Origin of the sequence: Paenarthrobacter sp. YIM B13468 (assembly GCF_042788025.1) — a bacterium.
GTDB lineage: Bacteria > Actinomycetota > Actinomycetes > Actinomycetales > Micrococcaceae > Arthrobacter > Arthrobacter aromaticivorans.
Genome location: NZ_JBHZPI010000037.1, coordinates 21,295 through 33,706 on the forward strand (window position 1 = coordinate 21,295; position 12,412 = coordinate 33,706).

Below are 12,412 nucleotides of genomic sequence, written 5' to 3' on the forward strand. Positions count from 1 at the left end.
TTAGTGGCCAAACCCGGTAAATCCAGCAAAGCAAGCAAGTCCGGCCGGGCGGGAAGGTCGACGGCGGGAGTCATCGAGGTGCCTCAAGGCACCCGGCCTGACGGTCCGGTAGCAGGCGTCTATTACATCGACACCGGCGACTGCGAACTGCTTCCGGATCCTGACAACAACAACGGCTGGCTCCTGAAGATCAACGGCGTGCTGAGCTCGCACATTGACCTCGCGGATCCACTGTTCCTCGACTTCGAATACATGCGCTGGATTGCTGCGCTGGTGGAATCGAGATGGCCGCGGGATGCCAAGCCAAAGCTTCGGGCCCTGCACCTGGGCGGGGGAGCCTGCTCCATGGCACGGTACTTCAACGCGGCGTACCCGGATGCGCGGCAAGTGGTGGTGGAGCTCGATGGAAAGCTCGCCGACTACGTCCGTGGCTGGTTCGAACTCCCAAAGGCGCCCTTGCTGCGGATCCGCGTCGGCGAGGCCCGGGAAGTGACCGAATCACTGACCCCTGATACGCGGGACCTCATCATCAGGGACGTCTTCGCGGGAGCCTTCACGCCGCGCGCCCTCACCACCCGCGAGTTCAACGCCCACGCCGACGCCGTCCTGGCCCCCGGTGGCTTGTACGTGGTCAACTCGGGTGACGCCCCGGACCTGAAGAATGCACGCGCTGATGCGGCAACCATCGCCGATACTTTTGAGCACACCATGATCATCGCCGACCCCGCCATGCTCAAGGGCCGCCGCTACGGGAACATGATCATGGCCGGCAGCCACGTGCCATTCGGCGACGACCCGACGCTGGCCCGCAAGCTCCTGGGCGGGGCCGTCCCTGCACACATCTGGAACGACGCCCAAGTGCGGGCCTTCGCCGCCGGAACCCCGGTCCGGCACGATCCGCCGGCGGCTTCAGCCCAATAGCTCCTCGCGCCGATCTTCCGTCTCTTCGCGCAGGGCCTGCACGACGGCGGCCACCGCTGGGCGGCGCATCGAGTCCGGGCGCAGGACCATCCAGTAGGGGAGGAGCTCCGCGAAGTCGGATGGCAGGAGCCGCACCAAATCCGCGTGGCGATCAGCCATGAAGCAAGGCAGGAATCCCACGCCTGCACCCGCTCTCGTCGCCTCAACATGCACGAACACGTTGGTGGAGCTCAGCCCATCGCGCATGGACGGGACGAGCCTCCTTGGCGCGTCCAGATCGTCCACCTGGAGCATGGAGTCCACGAAGTAGACCAACTGATGCTGCGTCAGTTCCTCGATGCTGCCGGGTGTCCCGTTGTCCGCGAGGTACGCGCGTGAGGCGTACATTCCCAGCCGGTACTCGCCCAAGCGGATTGCCTCTGCCCGGTGGACCTGTGGCGTCCCCACCACCACCTCGATGTCCAGGCCGGAGCGTTGTTGAAGCGCCCGCCGCGTCACCGTGACAATCTCGACGCTGAGCCCTGGGTGGTCGCGCCGAAGTCGAGCTACTGCCGGGGCGGCGATGTAGGCGCTGAAACCATCGGTCGCGGTCATGCGTACGACGCCGGTAATGGGGTCGGGTGCGCCGTCGCTGGGTCCCAGTGCGCCCACCGCAGTTTCAATGCGTTCGGCGACCAGTACCGCCTCTGCCCCCAACTCCGTGACTTCCCAGCCACCGGCAGCCCGTGCGAGGACGCGGCCTCCCAGCGCCTTTTCCAGCGCCGCGATCCTGCGCGAAACGGTGGTGTGGTTCAAGCCCAAGGCTTGTGCCGCCGTCGTGAATTTTCCTGAGCGTGAGACGGCGAGGAGGATGAGGAGATCATCCGGGTTAGGCTTCATATCTGCAATTCTGCACACACTTAGTGCCCTTTTGGTCATTGAGGCGGGATGAATCTGCAGTAATACTCAGTGGAGCATTTCGTGTTGTGGATCACAGCATGCATCAGGGCACTGTCAAAAGGGTCAACGAGGACACTGAGGAGATGGATATGAGCGTAGAGCAGCGCTCCACATCAAGGGCCGGGAACGAATCCGGCAAGGGCTCCGGCCTTAAGAAGATCGTCGCTGCGTCCATGGTGGGCACAGTGGTGGAGTGGTACGAGTTCTTTCTCTACGCCACCGCCGCGACGTTGGTTTTCGGCAAGTACTTCTTCCCGAGCACCGGCAACGAATTGGACGGCATCATCCAGGCCTTCTTGACGTACGCGGTTGGCTTCGTAGCCCGCCCGCTCGGCGGAATCGTCTTCGGCCAGATCGGTGACAAACTGGGCCGCAAGCCCACGCTCCAGCTGACCATTGTGATTGTGGGCGTCTCGACGTTCCTCATGGGCTGCCTCCCCGGCTTCGCGAACATCGGCTATTGGGCGCCGGCCATGCTGGTGGCGCTCCGCTTCATCCAGGGCTTCGCGCTTGGTGGCGAGTGGGGAGGTGCCGTGCTTCTGGTAGCTGAACACAGCCCCAACAAGTCGCGCGGCTTCTGGTCATCCTGGCCGCAGGCCGCTGTTCCCGTGGGCAATCTCCTGGCCACACTGGTCCTGTTCATCATGTCCACAACCCTGAGCAGCGAGGCATTCCTCGGCTGGGGCTGGCGGGTCGCATTCTGGCTGTCCGCAGTGATCGTCTTCGTCGGCTACTACATCCGCACCCACGTCACCGAGGCACCCATCTTCCTCGAGGCCAAGGCACAGGTGGAGGAGTCGAAGGCCGTCAGCTACGGCGTTGGCGAAGTCATCCGCAAATACCCCAAGGGCATCCTGCAGGCCATGGGCCTCCGCTTCGCCGAGAACATCATGTACTACCTCGTGGTCAGCTTCGCGATCGTCTACCTCAAGAGCGTCCACAAGTACGACACGTCATCGCTGCTGCTGGCATTGCTCATTGCGCACGTCATCCACTTCCTGGTCATCCCGCAGGTTGGACGTCTTGTTGACGCCTGGGGTCGCAAGCCCGTGTACCTGGTGGGAGCAATCGCCGGCGCCACATGGCCGTTCTTTGCCTTCCCTATGTTCGATACGAAGAACGCCGCGGTGATCGTGCTCGCCGTGACCATCGGCCTGTGCCTGCACGCTTTCATGTACGCCGGCCAGCCGGCCATCATGTCCGAGCTCTTCCCCACCCGCATGCGCTACTCCGGCGTCTCGCTCGGCTCACAGGTTACGTCGATCTTCGCAGGGTCACTCGCTCCGCTGCTGGCAACGCAGTGGCTCAAGGACACCGGTTCCTGGCTCCCCACGGCGATCTACCTGGTGATCGCCTGCGCGATCACGGTCGTCGCCGTCGTTTCGCTGAAGGAAACCAAGGGCATCGCGCTGCAGGACGTGGACGAAGCCGACGCTTTGCGGCATGGACTCGCTACTTCATCTGCCGGCACCGCAGCGAAGGGCTGATTCCATGGACAACTCCTTGAACGGGCGCAAAGCACTGGTCACCGGCGGTGCGAGCGGAATCGGGGCTGCCTGCGCCCGTGCACTCGCCGCGCGCGGGGTGAAAGTTGTAGTGGCCGACGTCGATGCCTCCGGAGCTGCGGCACTCGCAGACGAGCTGGGCGGCACGGCGTGGACCGTGGACCTGTTGGACGTCGATGCCCTGGCCGCCCTCAGCCTCGACTGCGACATCCTGGTCAACAACGCCGGCATCCAGAAAGTAGCGCCGATCGAGGAGTTCGAACCTGCGGAATTCAGGCGGATCCTGACCCTGATGCTGGAGGCCCCGTTCCTCCTCATCCGGGCTGCGCTCCCACACATGTACGCCAATGGGTTCGGGCGGATCATCAACATCTCCTCGGTTCACGGGCTCCGGGCTTCGGCCTACAAGAGTGCGTACGTCTCGGCGAAGCATGGCCTCGAAGGGCTCAGCAAAGTCACTGCCTTGGAGGGCGGTGAGCATGGCGTGACGTCCAACTGCATCAACCCCGGATACGTCCGCACGCCCTTGGTGGAGCGACAGATCGCCGATCAAGCCCGGCTCCACGGCATCCCCGAGGCAGAGGTCCTGGCGAAAGTAATGCTGACGGAGTCGGCGGTAAAGCGGCTGGTGGAGGTTGAGGAAGTCGCGTCGTTGGCAGCCTGGATGGCCTCGGACGACGCCGGTATGGTCACCGGAGCGAGCTACACAATGGACGGCGGGTGGTCGGCCAGGTAGCTGGTCCGCGAGGTGACAGTTAATGCCAACGTTCTGCGTGAACATTGGCATTAACTGTCACTTGGACGGCGGAGCTACGGAACCTTCACCAAGGGGATCGACGCGGTCTCGTCCACGAGCTCTGCACGACGCAGGCCACCACCGCGAACCCATAGCTTGTAGGCGACGAACAGAAGGATCAGCCAGGTACCGCCGACATACAGGGCTACCCGCGTGTCCTCGAAGACCCCGAGGATCACGATCACCAGGGCCATGAACGCCATGGTGAGAATGGATGCTGCCGGCCACAGGGGTGAACCGAATTCCGACGCCGGAAGGCCCTTGCGCTTGATCTCCCGCTTCATGGCAACATGCGAAGCAAGGATCATCACCCACACCCACACTGTGGCAAACGTGGCTATCGAGGCGATCAGCACGAACACGTCCTCCGGGATCACAGCGTTCAGCACAACGCCCACAAGCAGGATGCCGCCCATCATCACCACGGTCATCCAAGGGACGCCATGCCTGGAGATTTTGCCGAAGCTCTTCGGAGCATGACCCTGCTGGGCAAGTCCGAACAGAATGCGGCCAGCACCAAAGATGTCGCTGTTGATAGCGGAAAGGGCTGCAGTGATGACCACGGCATTGAGGATGTGCGGCGCAGCAGGGATGCCCAAGCCGTCGAAGATCTGCACGAAGGGGCTGCCGCTGCTGCCGATTTCGTTCCACGGGAAGATGCTCATCAACACGCCCAAGGTCAGGACGTAGAACAGCAGGACGCGGACTGGCACAGTGTTCACTGCCTGCGGGATGACCTTTTTGGGTTCGGCAGCTTCGCCAGCGGTAATGCCGATTGTTTCGATCCCACCGAAAGCAAACATCACGACGGCGAACGCAGCCAGGAGCCCTTCGAAGCCGTTCGGGAACAAACCGCCGTGGTTAACCAGGTTCCCCAACCCCGGTGCCACACCGCCGCCGTCGCCCGTTTGGAAGCCGAACACGACGATTGCTGCGCCTCCGACGATCATGGCGATGATGGCCACCACCTTGATCAGCGAGAACCAGAACTCCAGTTCACCGAAGACCTTAACGCTCAACAGGTTCATGGCGCCCAGGAACAGGATGATCGCGAGGACCCAGATCCAGCGGTCCACCTGTGGGAACCAGAAGCCCATATAGATGCTGAAGGCTGTGACGTCGGCAATGGCGACAATCGCCATCTCAAACACGTATGTCCAGCCGGTAACGAAGCCGGCGAACGGCCCAAGGTACTTGCTCGCGTATTGGCCGAAGGAGCCGGACACGGGGTGTCGGACGGCCATTTCGCCAAGGGCGCGCATCACCATGAAGACGGCTGCGCCGCCGATGATGTAGGCCAGGAGGACTGCCGGGCCGGCTTTCTGTATGGCGGACGCAGAACCGTAAAACAGTCCCGTGCCGATCGCGGATCCGAGTGCCATAAAGCGGATGTGACGGACGTTGAGGCCACGGCTGAGTGCCGTACCGGCGGCTTGGAGGACGGTGTCCTTCGAAGCCAGCGTGGTTTGTTGCATGGTAAAACCTTCTCGTCTTTGGGAGGGGATCGCTATCCAGCAGATCACTTTTGGCCGCCTTGTGATTGGCCTCACGGGGGTTTGGTGTCTTTGATCGCAGACAGTGCGACAGGAGTCACAGCCTCGCTCCGGGCCGGACCAGCTCCATTCCTTCACAGGGCCGCTGATCCTGCGTAACCTCGGCTCCATGGACCCTGTCATCCAGACCGTCGATCTGCATAAGAATTTCGGCCGGGTCAAGGCACTGGACGGCCTCGACCTCGAAGTCACGGCGGGGCAAGTCCACGGCTTCCTCGGCCCGAACGGTGCAGGGAAGTCCACTACGCTGCGCATCCTGCTTGGCCTGGCACGGGCGTCGTCGGGCGCTGCAAGAGTCCTTGGATTGCACCCATGGACCGACGCCGTTAAACTCCACCGGCGTGTTGCCAGCGTCCCGGGCGATGTCAGCATCTGGCCGAACCTGTCAGGCGGAGAAGCCATTGATTTCCTCTCGCGGCTTCGGGACGGCGGGGCAGATCGCGCTGGGTATCGACGCAACAAGGAGCGTTTGTGCCAGCTCTTCGACTTTGACCCCACCAAGAAGGGCCGTGCCTACTCGAAGGGAAACCGCCAGAAGGTCGCGCTTATCGCAGCCCTGGTTGCCGACTGTGAGGTCTACCTTCTGGACGAGCCGACAAGCGGTCTGGATCCACTCATGGAGGCCGTCTTTACTCGCGAGATCCGGAGGCTCGTCAGTGAGAAAGGGGCCACTGTCCTTCTTTCCAGCCACATTCTCTCAGAGGTGGAACAGCTCGCCGATAGTGTCAGCATCATCCGGGCAGGTCGGATCGTTGACGGCGGGACACTGGACTCCCTGCGCCACCTGACCCGTACAGGGATCTCTTTCGCGCAGGACCAGGTGGACGTCCAAGCCCTCCAAGGCCTTTCCCAAGTCCACGACCTCACCGTGGCCGCAGGCCGGATCAAGTTCAACGCCGATTCCGACCGTGTCCACGAGGTCCTGCCGATTCTTGGCCGTCTGGGCGTACAGGGCCTGCTGGTCGCTCCACCGTCGCTGGAAGAGTTGTTCCTCCGGCACTACGGCGATGCCCTTCCGCCGCAATCAGAAGAAGCGAGGCCCGAAGGCGGCACTCACCGTGGGCGGAGCCGCCCGCCCGCGGGGACGGGCGCTTGAGATGAGCCGCTTTTTTGACTTGTATTGGCAGCGACTCCGCCGCGACCGTTGGCAACTCCTGAGCTGGGTTGCTTCCATCGGTGCACTCGCCTTTTTCGCCACAACAGCAGTGGCTTCGGCGTACGGCGACGATGCTTCCCGCACGGAAATCCTGCATGTTGCCACGGCGACGCCTGCCATTTTGATCCTCCGCGGACTGGTCAGGGGCCCCGCTCTGGATGCATTTACGTTTTTCCAGATCTTCGCCTTCTTGGGTGTCCTTGCCGGGCTGATGAATACCTTCCTGGCAGTGCGGCATACGCGCGCCGAAGAGGAAGCCGGCCGGGCTGAACTCGTCGCATCCACGGCCGCGGGCCGTTGGATGCCTTTGGCGGCGACCGTGACTCATGGGCTCGTTGGAAACGTACTCGTGGCCGCGGCAGTCACGTTCGGCTTTATCGCCGGCGGGCTCGACGCCGCCGGTTCGCTGGTTGCAGGTCTTGCGGTCGGAGCCACTGGATTGGCGTTTCTCACGGTGGGATTGCTCGCGTCCGAGTTCATGAGCACCTCGCGTGGGGCAAACGGAGCGGCGGCAGGGGTAGTGGTCGCCGCCTATCTTCTACGGGGCTTCGGGGACGCGACCGGCGAGGTCAGTCAGGACGGCCTCACTGTCACGGCAGCCTGGCCGAGCTGGGTTTCGCCCATGGGTTGGGGCCAGCAGACTTTCGCCTACACGGGAAACCGATTGTGGCCCCTGCTGCTTCCGCTGGGCCTTGGCATCATCTGCGTCTCACTGACCGCCGTCATCATGTCCAAGCGCGATGTAGGCGCGAGCGTGCTGGCCGGACGACGAGGCCGGACCGATGCCCGCCCCTCGCTCCGCGGGCCCTTCGCCCTGGCGCTACGACTCCAGCAGGGCGCGATCGTCAGCTGGTGCATTGGCGGGTTTATCGCAGGCCTGCTCACCGGCGCCCTCGGCGCTGCCATCCAGCAGGTCAGCATCGCGAATTCCTCGGTCACAGCGATCCTTAGGGCCATGATCGAGGCGCAAGGGACATCCATGACGCAGCTGGTCATCGCTGTCTTATTTGAAATCGGCGGCATCCTGGCGGCGGCCTGCGGACTCCAGGCCGTTCTGCGATTGCGGCAGGAAGAAGTGGCGGGCACTGCAGAACTTGTGCTCTCGCAACCGCTCGGCCGCATTCGTTGGTTTGGCAGCTTTCTGGGCCTTGGTGCGGCCTCGGTGGTGCTCGTTATGGTCTTCGCGGCCTTCGGTGCTTGGTATTCCTTGTTGATCTCCGGTGAATCAGCCGTTGAAGTGGGCAACGTATGGGAAACCGCAGGGGCTCAAATCCCGGCTGCGCTGCTCTACCTGGCTGCGCCTGCTGCCGTTTTTGTTACCGTTCCCCGCGCCACTGTTCCAATCGGCTGGGCGTTGCTGGCCCTGGGCGTCGTGCTGGGTATCTATGGGGGAATGTTGGGCTTCGACAAGTCACTCAGGGACCTCTCGCCATTCACGCACACGCCAGTAGTTACCAATACAGGAACCGATTGGAGCGGCGGCTTTTGGATGCTCGGGATTGGAGCGGCGCTTGTGACGTTCGCGTTCCTTGCCGTACGCCGCCGGGAGGTTGGCACCGTCTGAACACCGGCACCACATCCTTTCGCGCTCGGCACCGGACCCCTTCAACGAAGACATCACCGCCCCCAAGTGCGTCGCCCAGTGCTGTTGTGGGGCGGTGCGCGGGCGGAGGATCTCGGGGGTGCTGCGAACAGCAAAGTGCCTTTTGTAAGCCCTCTCCAACGCATTCATCATGGTGTTACGAACAAATTGTTCGTATACCGGAAGGAGAGGTTCATGTCGTTGCTTCGGATCGATACAAGCATTCGGGCAAGGGGCTCGCAAAGCCGTGGTGCGCCGGTGGTGGTCGAACTGTGGACCGATCTGGGCTGCCCATGGTGCTACGTCGGCAAGCACCGGCTGCAGCGGGCGATCGACCGGCGACCCGACGCAGACCGGTTCCAGATCAAGCTGCGCTCCTTCGAGCTAAACCCGGACGCGCCGCGTGAGCCGGAGTCTATCGAGAGCGCCTTCACCCGGTCCCATGGAGGCAACGCCGAGGCAGTGCTGTCAGCCGAACGGAGGATCCAGGGGATCGCCCAGCGTGAGGGGCTCGCTTTCTCGCTGGATCGGTTGAACGCCAACACGTTCGACTTCCACCGCATCCTGCAGCACGCCAACGAGCAAGGACGCGGCCTGGAGTTCTTCTCCAACGTCCAGGACCGCTTCTTCGCCGGCGAGTTGAACCCGTTCGACCCCAGTGCGCTCACCCGGGCCGCCGGCACGGTAGGCCTGGCCGTCGATCGCGTGCTTGAGGTACTGACGGGCCAGGATTACGCCGAGGCCGCACACTCAGATCGGCGCGAAGGCCAGGAACTGGGCCTGAGCGGCGTCCCCTTCGTGGTGTTCGACAGGCGAGTCGCAGCGCCGGGGGCGCAGTCCGTGGAGGTCTACGAACAGATCCTTGAGCAGGTGGCCCCACTGACTACGCCCATGGGTGCGCGATGACCACACCGTCCGTGCCCCTGCAGGTCGTTGCCTCAGAACCGGCAGGGTGGTGCGATCCCGAAACCGGTGTGTGTCATCTGCCTGAAGACACCGGGCTGGCGAGCACCCCGGTCGACGACCAGGTCAGTGCTTCCTGAGAAGCTGGTTGGTCTTGGCGCGGCCAACACCGCTTTCTTCATGGGCGCGGCGGTGCGCGGCAATCTCGCCGTGATGACCAGCCGCCCACCCGGCCAATGACAAGACCGCCTCGTGAAGTGACCTGCCCAGATCGGTGAGCTCGTAGACCACCCGCGGCGGGACCTCAGGGAAGGCGGTCCGCGTCAGCAAGCCGTCCCTCTCCAACTCCTTCAAGGTCAGGGTAAGCATCCGCTGCGAGATGCCAGGGACGCTGGCCTGCAGGTCGGAGTAGCGCAGCGGCCCCGCACCCAGCGTACTGATCACCAGCACCGTCCACTTATCGCCGATGCGGTCGAGCACCTCACGAATGAAGGCACTGTCCTGAGGCCACGCCGTGCAAGGCCCCGCGAGCGTCCGCTCAGCCACGATGACCAACCCCTATACCCAACGAAGAAACCGTTACCGCACTCACGGTAACCATCGAAAGGAACCCATGTCCAGACTGCTCGTGCTCGGCGGCAGCGGCCGCCTCGGCCAGCACATCCTCGAACAGGCCTCCCAGCGGGGCGTCCGGGTCCGCGCACTCGTGCGCAATCCCGAAGTCATACCCGCGCTCCCGGGCGTTGAGCTCGTCCCCGGGACGCCGGCAAACATCGACGACATTCGCGCCGCGGCCGAGGGAACCGACGCCGTCGTTGTCGCACTCAACAACGCGCGCGCCTCGGACAACCCTTGGGCCAAGCCCGTCAGCCCGCCGTCCTTCATGACTGACGCAGTCCGCGACACCCTCACCGTAATGGCAGACCACGGTCTGCGCCGGATCGTGATCACCTCCGCGCTCGGGGTGGGAGACTCATGGCGTGTGGTGAACCCGATCTTCAAGACCTTGGTGAACGTGTCCAGCATCAAGAACGGGTATGACGACCACAACGGCGTCGAACGGCTCGTCCGTGACTCCGACGTCGACTGGACCCTCGTCCGCGCCACCGCCCTGACCAACAAGCCCCCTGCGGGCCCACTCCACGCCGCAGAAGCCGGGCAGGACAAGCACGGCCCCACCGTCAGCCGATCCGAGGTGGCTCGCTTCCTCCTCGACACCGTCGAGAACAACGCCTGGATCCGCCGGGCCCCGCTGATCTGGAACAGCCGCCGCTAGCGCCTGTCCGAGCTAACAACAAAGGACAGCAGTTAAGTCTGGCATTTCAGACACAGTATGGAGGGAATGGGCTGGCGCTTCCCCGCGTAAGAGGGCACGCTTGAGTACGGGATACCGGACACAGCGGGCTGGGAAAGGCTGGACGGTGTCCGCTTCAGCAGTCTTGAGCAGTGAGGAACCATGACAACCACGCCACTGGCACCAGGCAAGGCCACGTCCAAGGTCCCTGCCGCCGAAAATACGCTGCGCATCCTGAAACTGCTGGCCTCGCGGAGAGGGCCGATGGCGGCGTCGAACATTGCTACGGCGCTCGGCTTGCCCCGCTCCAGCGTCTACCACCTGCTCGGCGTCATGGAGGCTAACGGCTTCGTGTTGCACCTGCACGAAGAGCAGCGCTATGGACTCGGCATCAGCGCCTTCGAGCTCAGCTCGGCCTATTCGCGGCAGGAGCCCTTGTCGCGTCTCGGGCGGCCCATGCTTGCCTCGCTCGTGGACGTGATCGGCGAAAGCGCGCACCTGGCCGTGCTTCACGGCCGCGACGTCCTCTACATTGTGGAGGAACGCGCCAAGAACCGCCCAAGCCTGGTGACCGACGTCGGAGTCCGCCTGCCCAGCCACCTCACTGCGTCGGGCCGCGCGATCCTGGCCGCGCTGCCGAAGTCACAGGTTCGCGCTCTGTACCCGAATGCCGCCGCCTTCACATCGCGCCACGAAGTGGAGTTCCCGATCATGAAGTACTCCGCCTTGTCCTCCCATCTGGACCAGGTGCGGCAGCGCGGCTATGCCACGGAAAATGGCGAGATTACGCCTGGATTCGGCTCAATAGCCGCCGCTGTGACGGACCACGTGGGATGGCCGACGGCGGCAGTCGCCGTCACGTTCCTGGAGGACAAAGTGCCGGCTGAGCAATGGCCGGTACTGGCTGCGCGCATCCGCAAGGCTGCCGACGAATTGTCGGTACGCATTCACGGACGCCCGGCTGGCTAGGCCGTTGGCATAGTCATCTCGCCCTAGTCGCCACGCGGCTTGGGTTCGCCGGGCTTCAGCCTGCCCGGCTCCGTGGTTTCGCGCTCGACGAGTCTCCGGAAGGTCTCCAGCTCACCTCGGAAGCTGCCCCGGTACGATCCCGTGGAGAAAATCCGCCCGAAGACCGCTGAAACGAATCCTCGGGTCATGAACTCCTGATGGATGCGCGTACCGCCTCCCTCGGCAGCAAACCTCACGTCTGATTCGCCCTTCAGGATCGCGTTGCCGAACCGTGTGCGGATGTGCCAAGGCCGCTCGACGGCGAGGATCTCTGTGGGGTTTGCCATCCGTCCGAACCACACCGTGTAGCGGCTGCCGGCCTGGTCTATCGAGCCAGTGCGATCGGTCACGCGGGTGACTCCGCCGATCCATTCCGGGAACCGGTCCGGATCGGTCCAGGTCGCGAAAACGCGCTCCGGCGGAGCCGCAACAAGGGTAGTTACTCGGAACGTTGCCATGGGTCCAGCATGCGCTCCTTCCCGCACGAATGCGAGGGAGTTTCCTGGCTTCACCACGACGCCCGAGCGGAGGAGCGACGAAGGGTGGCGTGCGTCTGTAATCCCGGACAGCACCAGCTGAAAAGCCGTTCCTGGGGCCTTGCAAAGGGGCTTTAGTAGAAGCAGAAGAACTTTCCACTACACACTTCCCAAAGACGAAGGAGTCATCATGGCACCCGCTGATTTCACTACTGGTGCCCGTCCGGTTAAGGCCGCGCGGGGTACTGAGCTTACTGCCAAGTCGTGGCAGACCGAGGC

12 protein-coding genes are annotated in these 12,412 nt (G+C 63.5%); 8 read left to right on the forward strand and 4 right to left on the reverse strand.

Going from position 1 to position 12,412, the window contains the following annotated elements; all coding sequences use genetic code 11:
• Nucleotides 1–3 precede the first annotated feature (3 nt).
• Nucleotides 4–921: a spermidine synthase gene (locus ACFX4T_RS24405; RefSeq protein WP_377654894.1), complete on the forward strand. Its 918-nt coding sequence runs from the start codon at nucleotides 4–6 to the stop codon at nucleotides 919–921.
• Here the strand turns inward: ACFX4T_RS24405 and ACFX4T_RS24410 are convergent.
• The gene (locus ACFX4T_RS24410; protein ID WP_216922374.1) at nucleotides 910–1,800 is read right to left on the reverse strand and encodes a LysR family transcriptional regulator; all 891 of its coding nucleotides are present in this window, start codon (nucleotides 1,798–1,800) and stop codon (nucleotides 910–912) included. The two genes, ACFX4T_RS24405 and ACFX4T_RS24410, sit on opposite strands and share 12 nt — an antisense overlap.
• Nucleotides 1,801–1,949: 149 nt before the next feature.
• Here ACFX4T_RS24410 and ACFX4T_RS24415 point away from each other — a divergent pair, with 149 nt between their 5' ends.
• Nucleotides 1,950–3,347: an MFS transporter gene (locus ACFX4T_RS24415; protein ID WP_216922372.1), complete on the forward strand. Its 1,398-nt coding sequence runs from the start codon at nucleotides 1,950–1,952 to the stop codon at nucleotides 3,345–3,347.
• 4 nt (nucleotides 3,348–3,351) lie between these two features.
• On the forward strand, nucleotides 3,352–4,101 hold the full coding sequence (locus tag ACFX4T_RS24420; RefSeq protein ID WP_377654897.1) for a 3-hydroxybutyrate dehydrogenase: 750 nt from the start codon (nucleotides 3,352–3,354) through the stop codon (nucleotides 4,099–4,101).
• A gap of 74 nt (nucleotides 4,102–4,175) precedes the next feature.
• Here the strand turns inward: ACFX4T_RS24420 and ACFX4T_RS24425 are convergent, their stop codons facing one another.
• Complete coding sequence (locus ACFX4T_RS24425; protein ID WP_377654899.1) at nucleotides 4,176–5,636, reverse strand: amino acid permease; 1,461 nt, start codon at nucleotides 5,634–5,636, stop codon at nucleotides 4,176–4,178.
• 187 nt (nucleotides 5,637–5,823) lie between these two features.
• Here ACFX4T_RS24425 and ACFX4T_RS24430 point away from each other — a divergent pair, with 187 nt between their 5' ends.
• From ACFX4T_RS24430 to ACFX4T_RS24440, 3 genes are all read left to right on the forward strand, one after another.
• On the forward strand, nucleotides 5,824–6,810 hold the full coding sequence (locus ACFX4T_RS24430) for an ABC transporter ATP-binding protein (RefSeq protein WP_377654901.1): 987 nt from the start codon (nucleotides 5,824–5,826) through the stop codon (nucleotides 6,808–6,810).
• A gap of 1 nt (nucleotide 6,811) precedes the next feature.
• Complete coding sequence (locus ACFX4T_RS24435) at nucleotides 6,812–8,434, forward strand: ABC transporter permease (RefSeq protein ID WP_377654903.1); 1,623 nt, start codon at nucleotides 6,812–6,814, stop codon at nucleotides 8,432–8,434.
• A 213-nt stretch (nucleotides 8,435–8,647) separates the two neighbouring features.
• Nucleotides 8,648–9,358, forward strand: a complete 711-nt coding sequence (locus ACFX4T_RS24440; protein WP_377654905.1) for a DsbA family protein — start codon at nucleotides 8,648–8,650, stop codon at nucleotides 9,356–9,358.
• 123 nt (nucleotides 9,359–9,481) lie between these two features.
• Here ACFX4T_RS24440 and ACFX4T_RS24445 read toward each other — a convergent pair whose 3' ends face one another.
• Nucleotides 9,482–9,901 (reverse strand): helix-turn-helix domain-containing protein, encoded by a 420-nt coding sequence (locus ACFX4T_RS24445; RefSeq protein ID WP_377654907.1) that lies wholly within the window; start codon nucleotides 9,899–9,901, stop codon nucleotides 9,482–9,484.
• Between the two features lie 67 nt (nucleotides 9,902–9,968).
• Between ACFX4T_RS24445 and ACFX4T_RS24450 the strand changes: the two genes are divergently transcribed.
• Both ACFX4T_RS24450 and ACFX4T_RS24455 read left to right on the forward strand, forming a co-directional pair.
• Nucleotides 9,969–10,631, forward strand: coding sequence for an NAD(P)-dependent oxidoreductase (locus ACFX4T_RS24450; protein ID WP_377654909.1), 663 nt, complete (start codon nucleotides 9,969–9,971; stop codon nucleotides 10,629–10,631).
• Nucleotides 10,632–10,811: 180 nt separating this feature from the next.
• On the forward strand, nucleotides 10,812–11,618 hold the full coding sequence (locus tag ACFX4T_RS24455) for an IclR family transcriptional regulator (protein ID WP_216922359.1): 807 nt from the start codon (nucleotides 10,812–10,814) through the stop codon (nucleotides 11,616–11,618).
• Nucleotides 11,619–11,641: 23 nt separating this feature from the next.
• Here the strand turns inward: ACFX4T_RS24455 and ACFX4T_RS24460 are convergent, their stop codons facing one another.
• Entirely contained in the window at nucleotides 11,642–12,115 is a 474-nt protein-coding gene (locus ACFX4T_RS24460; protein WP_377654911.1) for an SRPBCC domain-containing protein, read from the reverse strand.
• Nucleotides 12,116–12,412 lie beyond the last annotated feature (297 nt).

Coding starts and splice junctions, on each gene's coding strand:
- ACFX4T_RS24410 (WP_216922374.1), bottom strand. CDS start 1,800: ATGAAGCCTAACCCGGATGATCTCCTCATCCTCCTCGCCGTCTCACGC.
- ACFX4T_RS24415 (WP_216922372.1), top strand. CDS start 1,950: ATGAGCGTAGAGCAGCGCTCCACATCAAGGGCCGGGAACGAATCCGGC.
- ACFX4T_RS24420 (WP_377654897.1), top strand. CDS start 3,352: ATGGACAACTCCTTGAACGGGCGCAAAGCACTGGTCACCGGCGGTGCG.
- ACFX4T_RS24425 (WP_377654899.1), bottom strand. CDS start 5,636: ATGCAACAAACCACGCTGGCTTCGAAGGACACCGTCCTCCAAGCCGCC.
- ACFX4T_RS24430 (WP_377654901.1), top strand. CDS start 5,824: ATGGACCCTGTCATCCAGACCGTCGATCTGCATAAGAATTTCGGCCGG.
- ACFX4T_RS24435 (WP_377654903.1), top strand. CDS start 6,812: ATGAGCCGCTTTTTTGACTTGTATTGGCAGCGACTCCGCCGCGACCGT.
- ACFX4T_RS24440 (WP_377654905.1), top strand. CDS start 8,648: ATGTCGTTGCTTCGGATCGATACAAGCATTCGGGCAAGGGGCTCGCAA.
- ACFX4T_RS24450 (WP_377654909.1), top strand. CDS start 9,969: ATGTCCAGACTGCTCGTGCTCGGCGGCAGCGGCCGCCTCGGCCAGCAC.
- ACFX4T_RS24455 (WP_216922359.1), top strand. CDS start 10,812: ATGACAACCACGCCACTGGCACCAGGCAAGGCCACGTCCAAGGTCCCT.
- ACFX4T_RS24460 (WP_377654911.1), bottom strand. CDS start 12,115: ATGGCAACGTTCCGAGTAACTACCCTTGTTGCGGCTCCGCCGGAGCGC.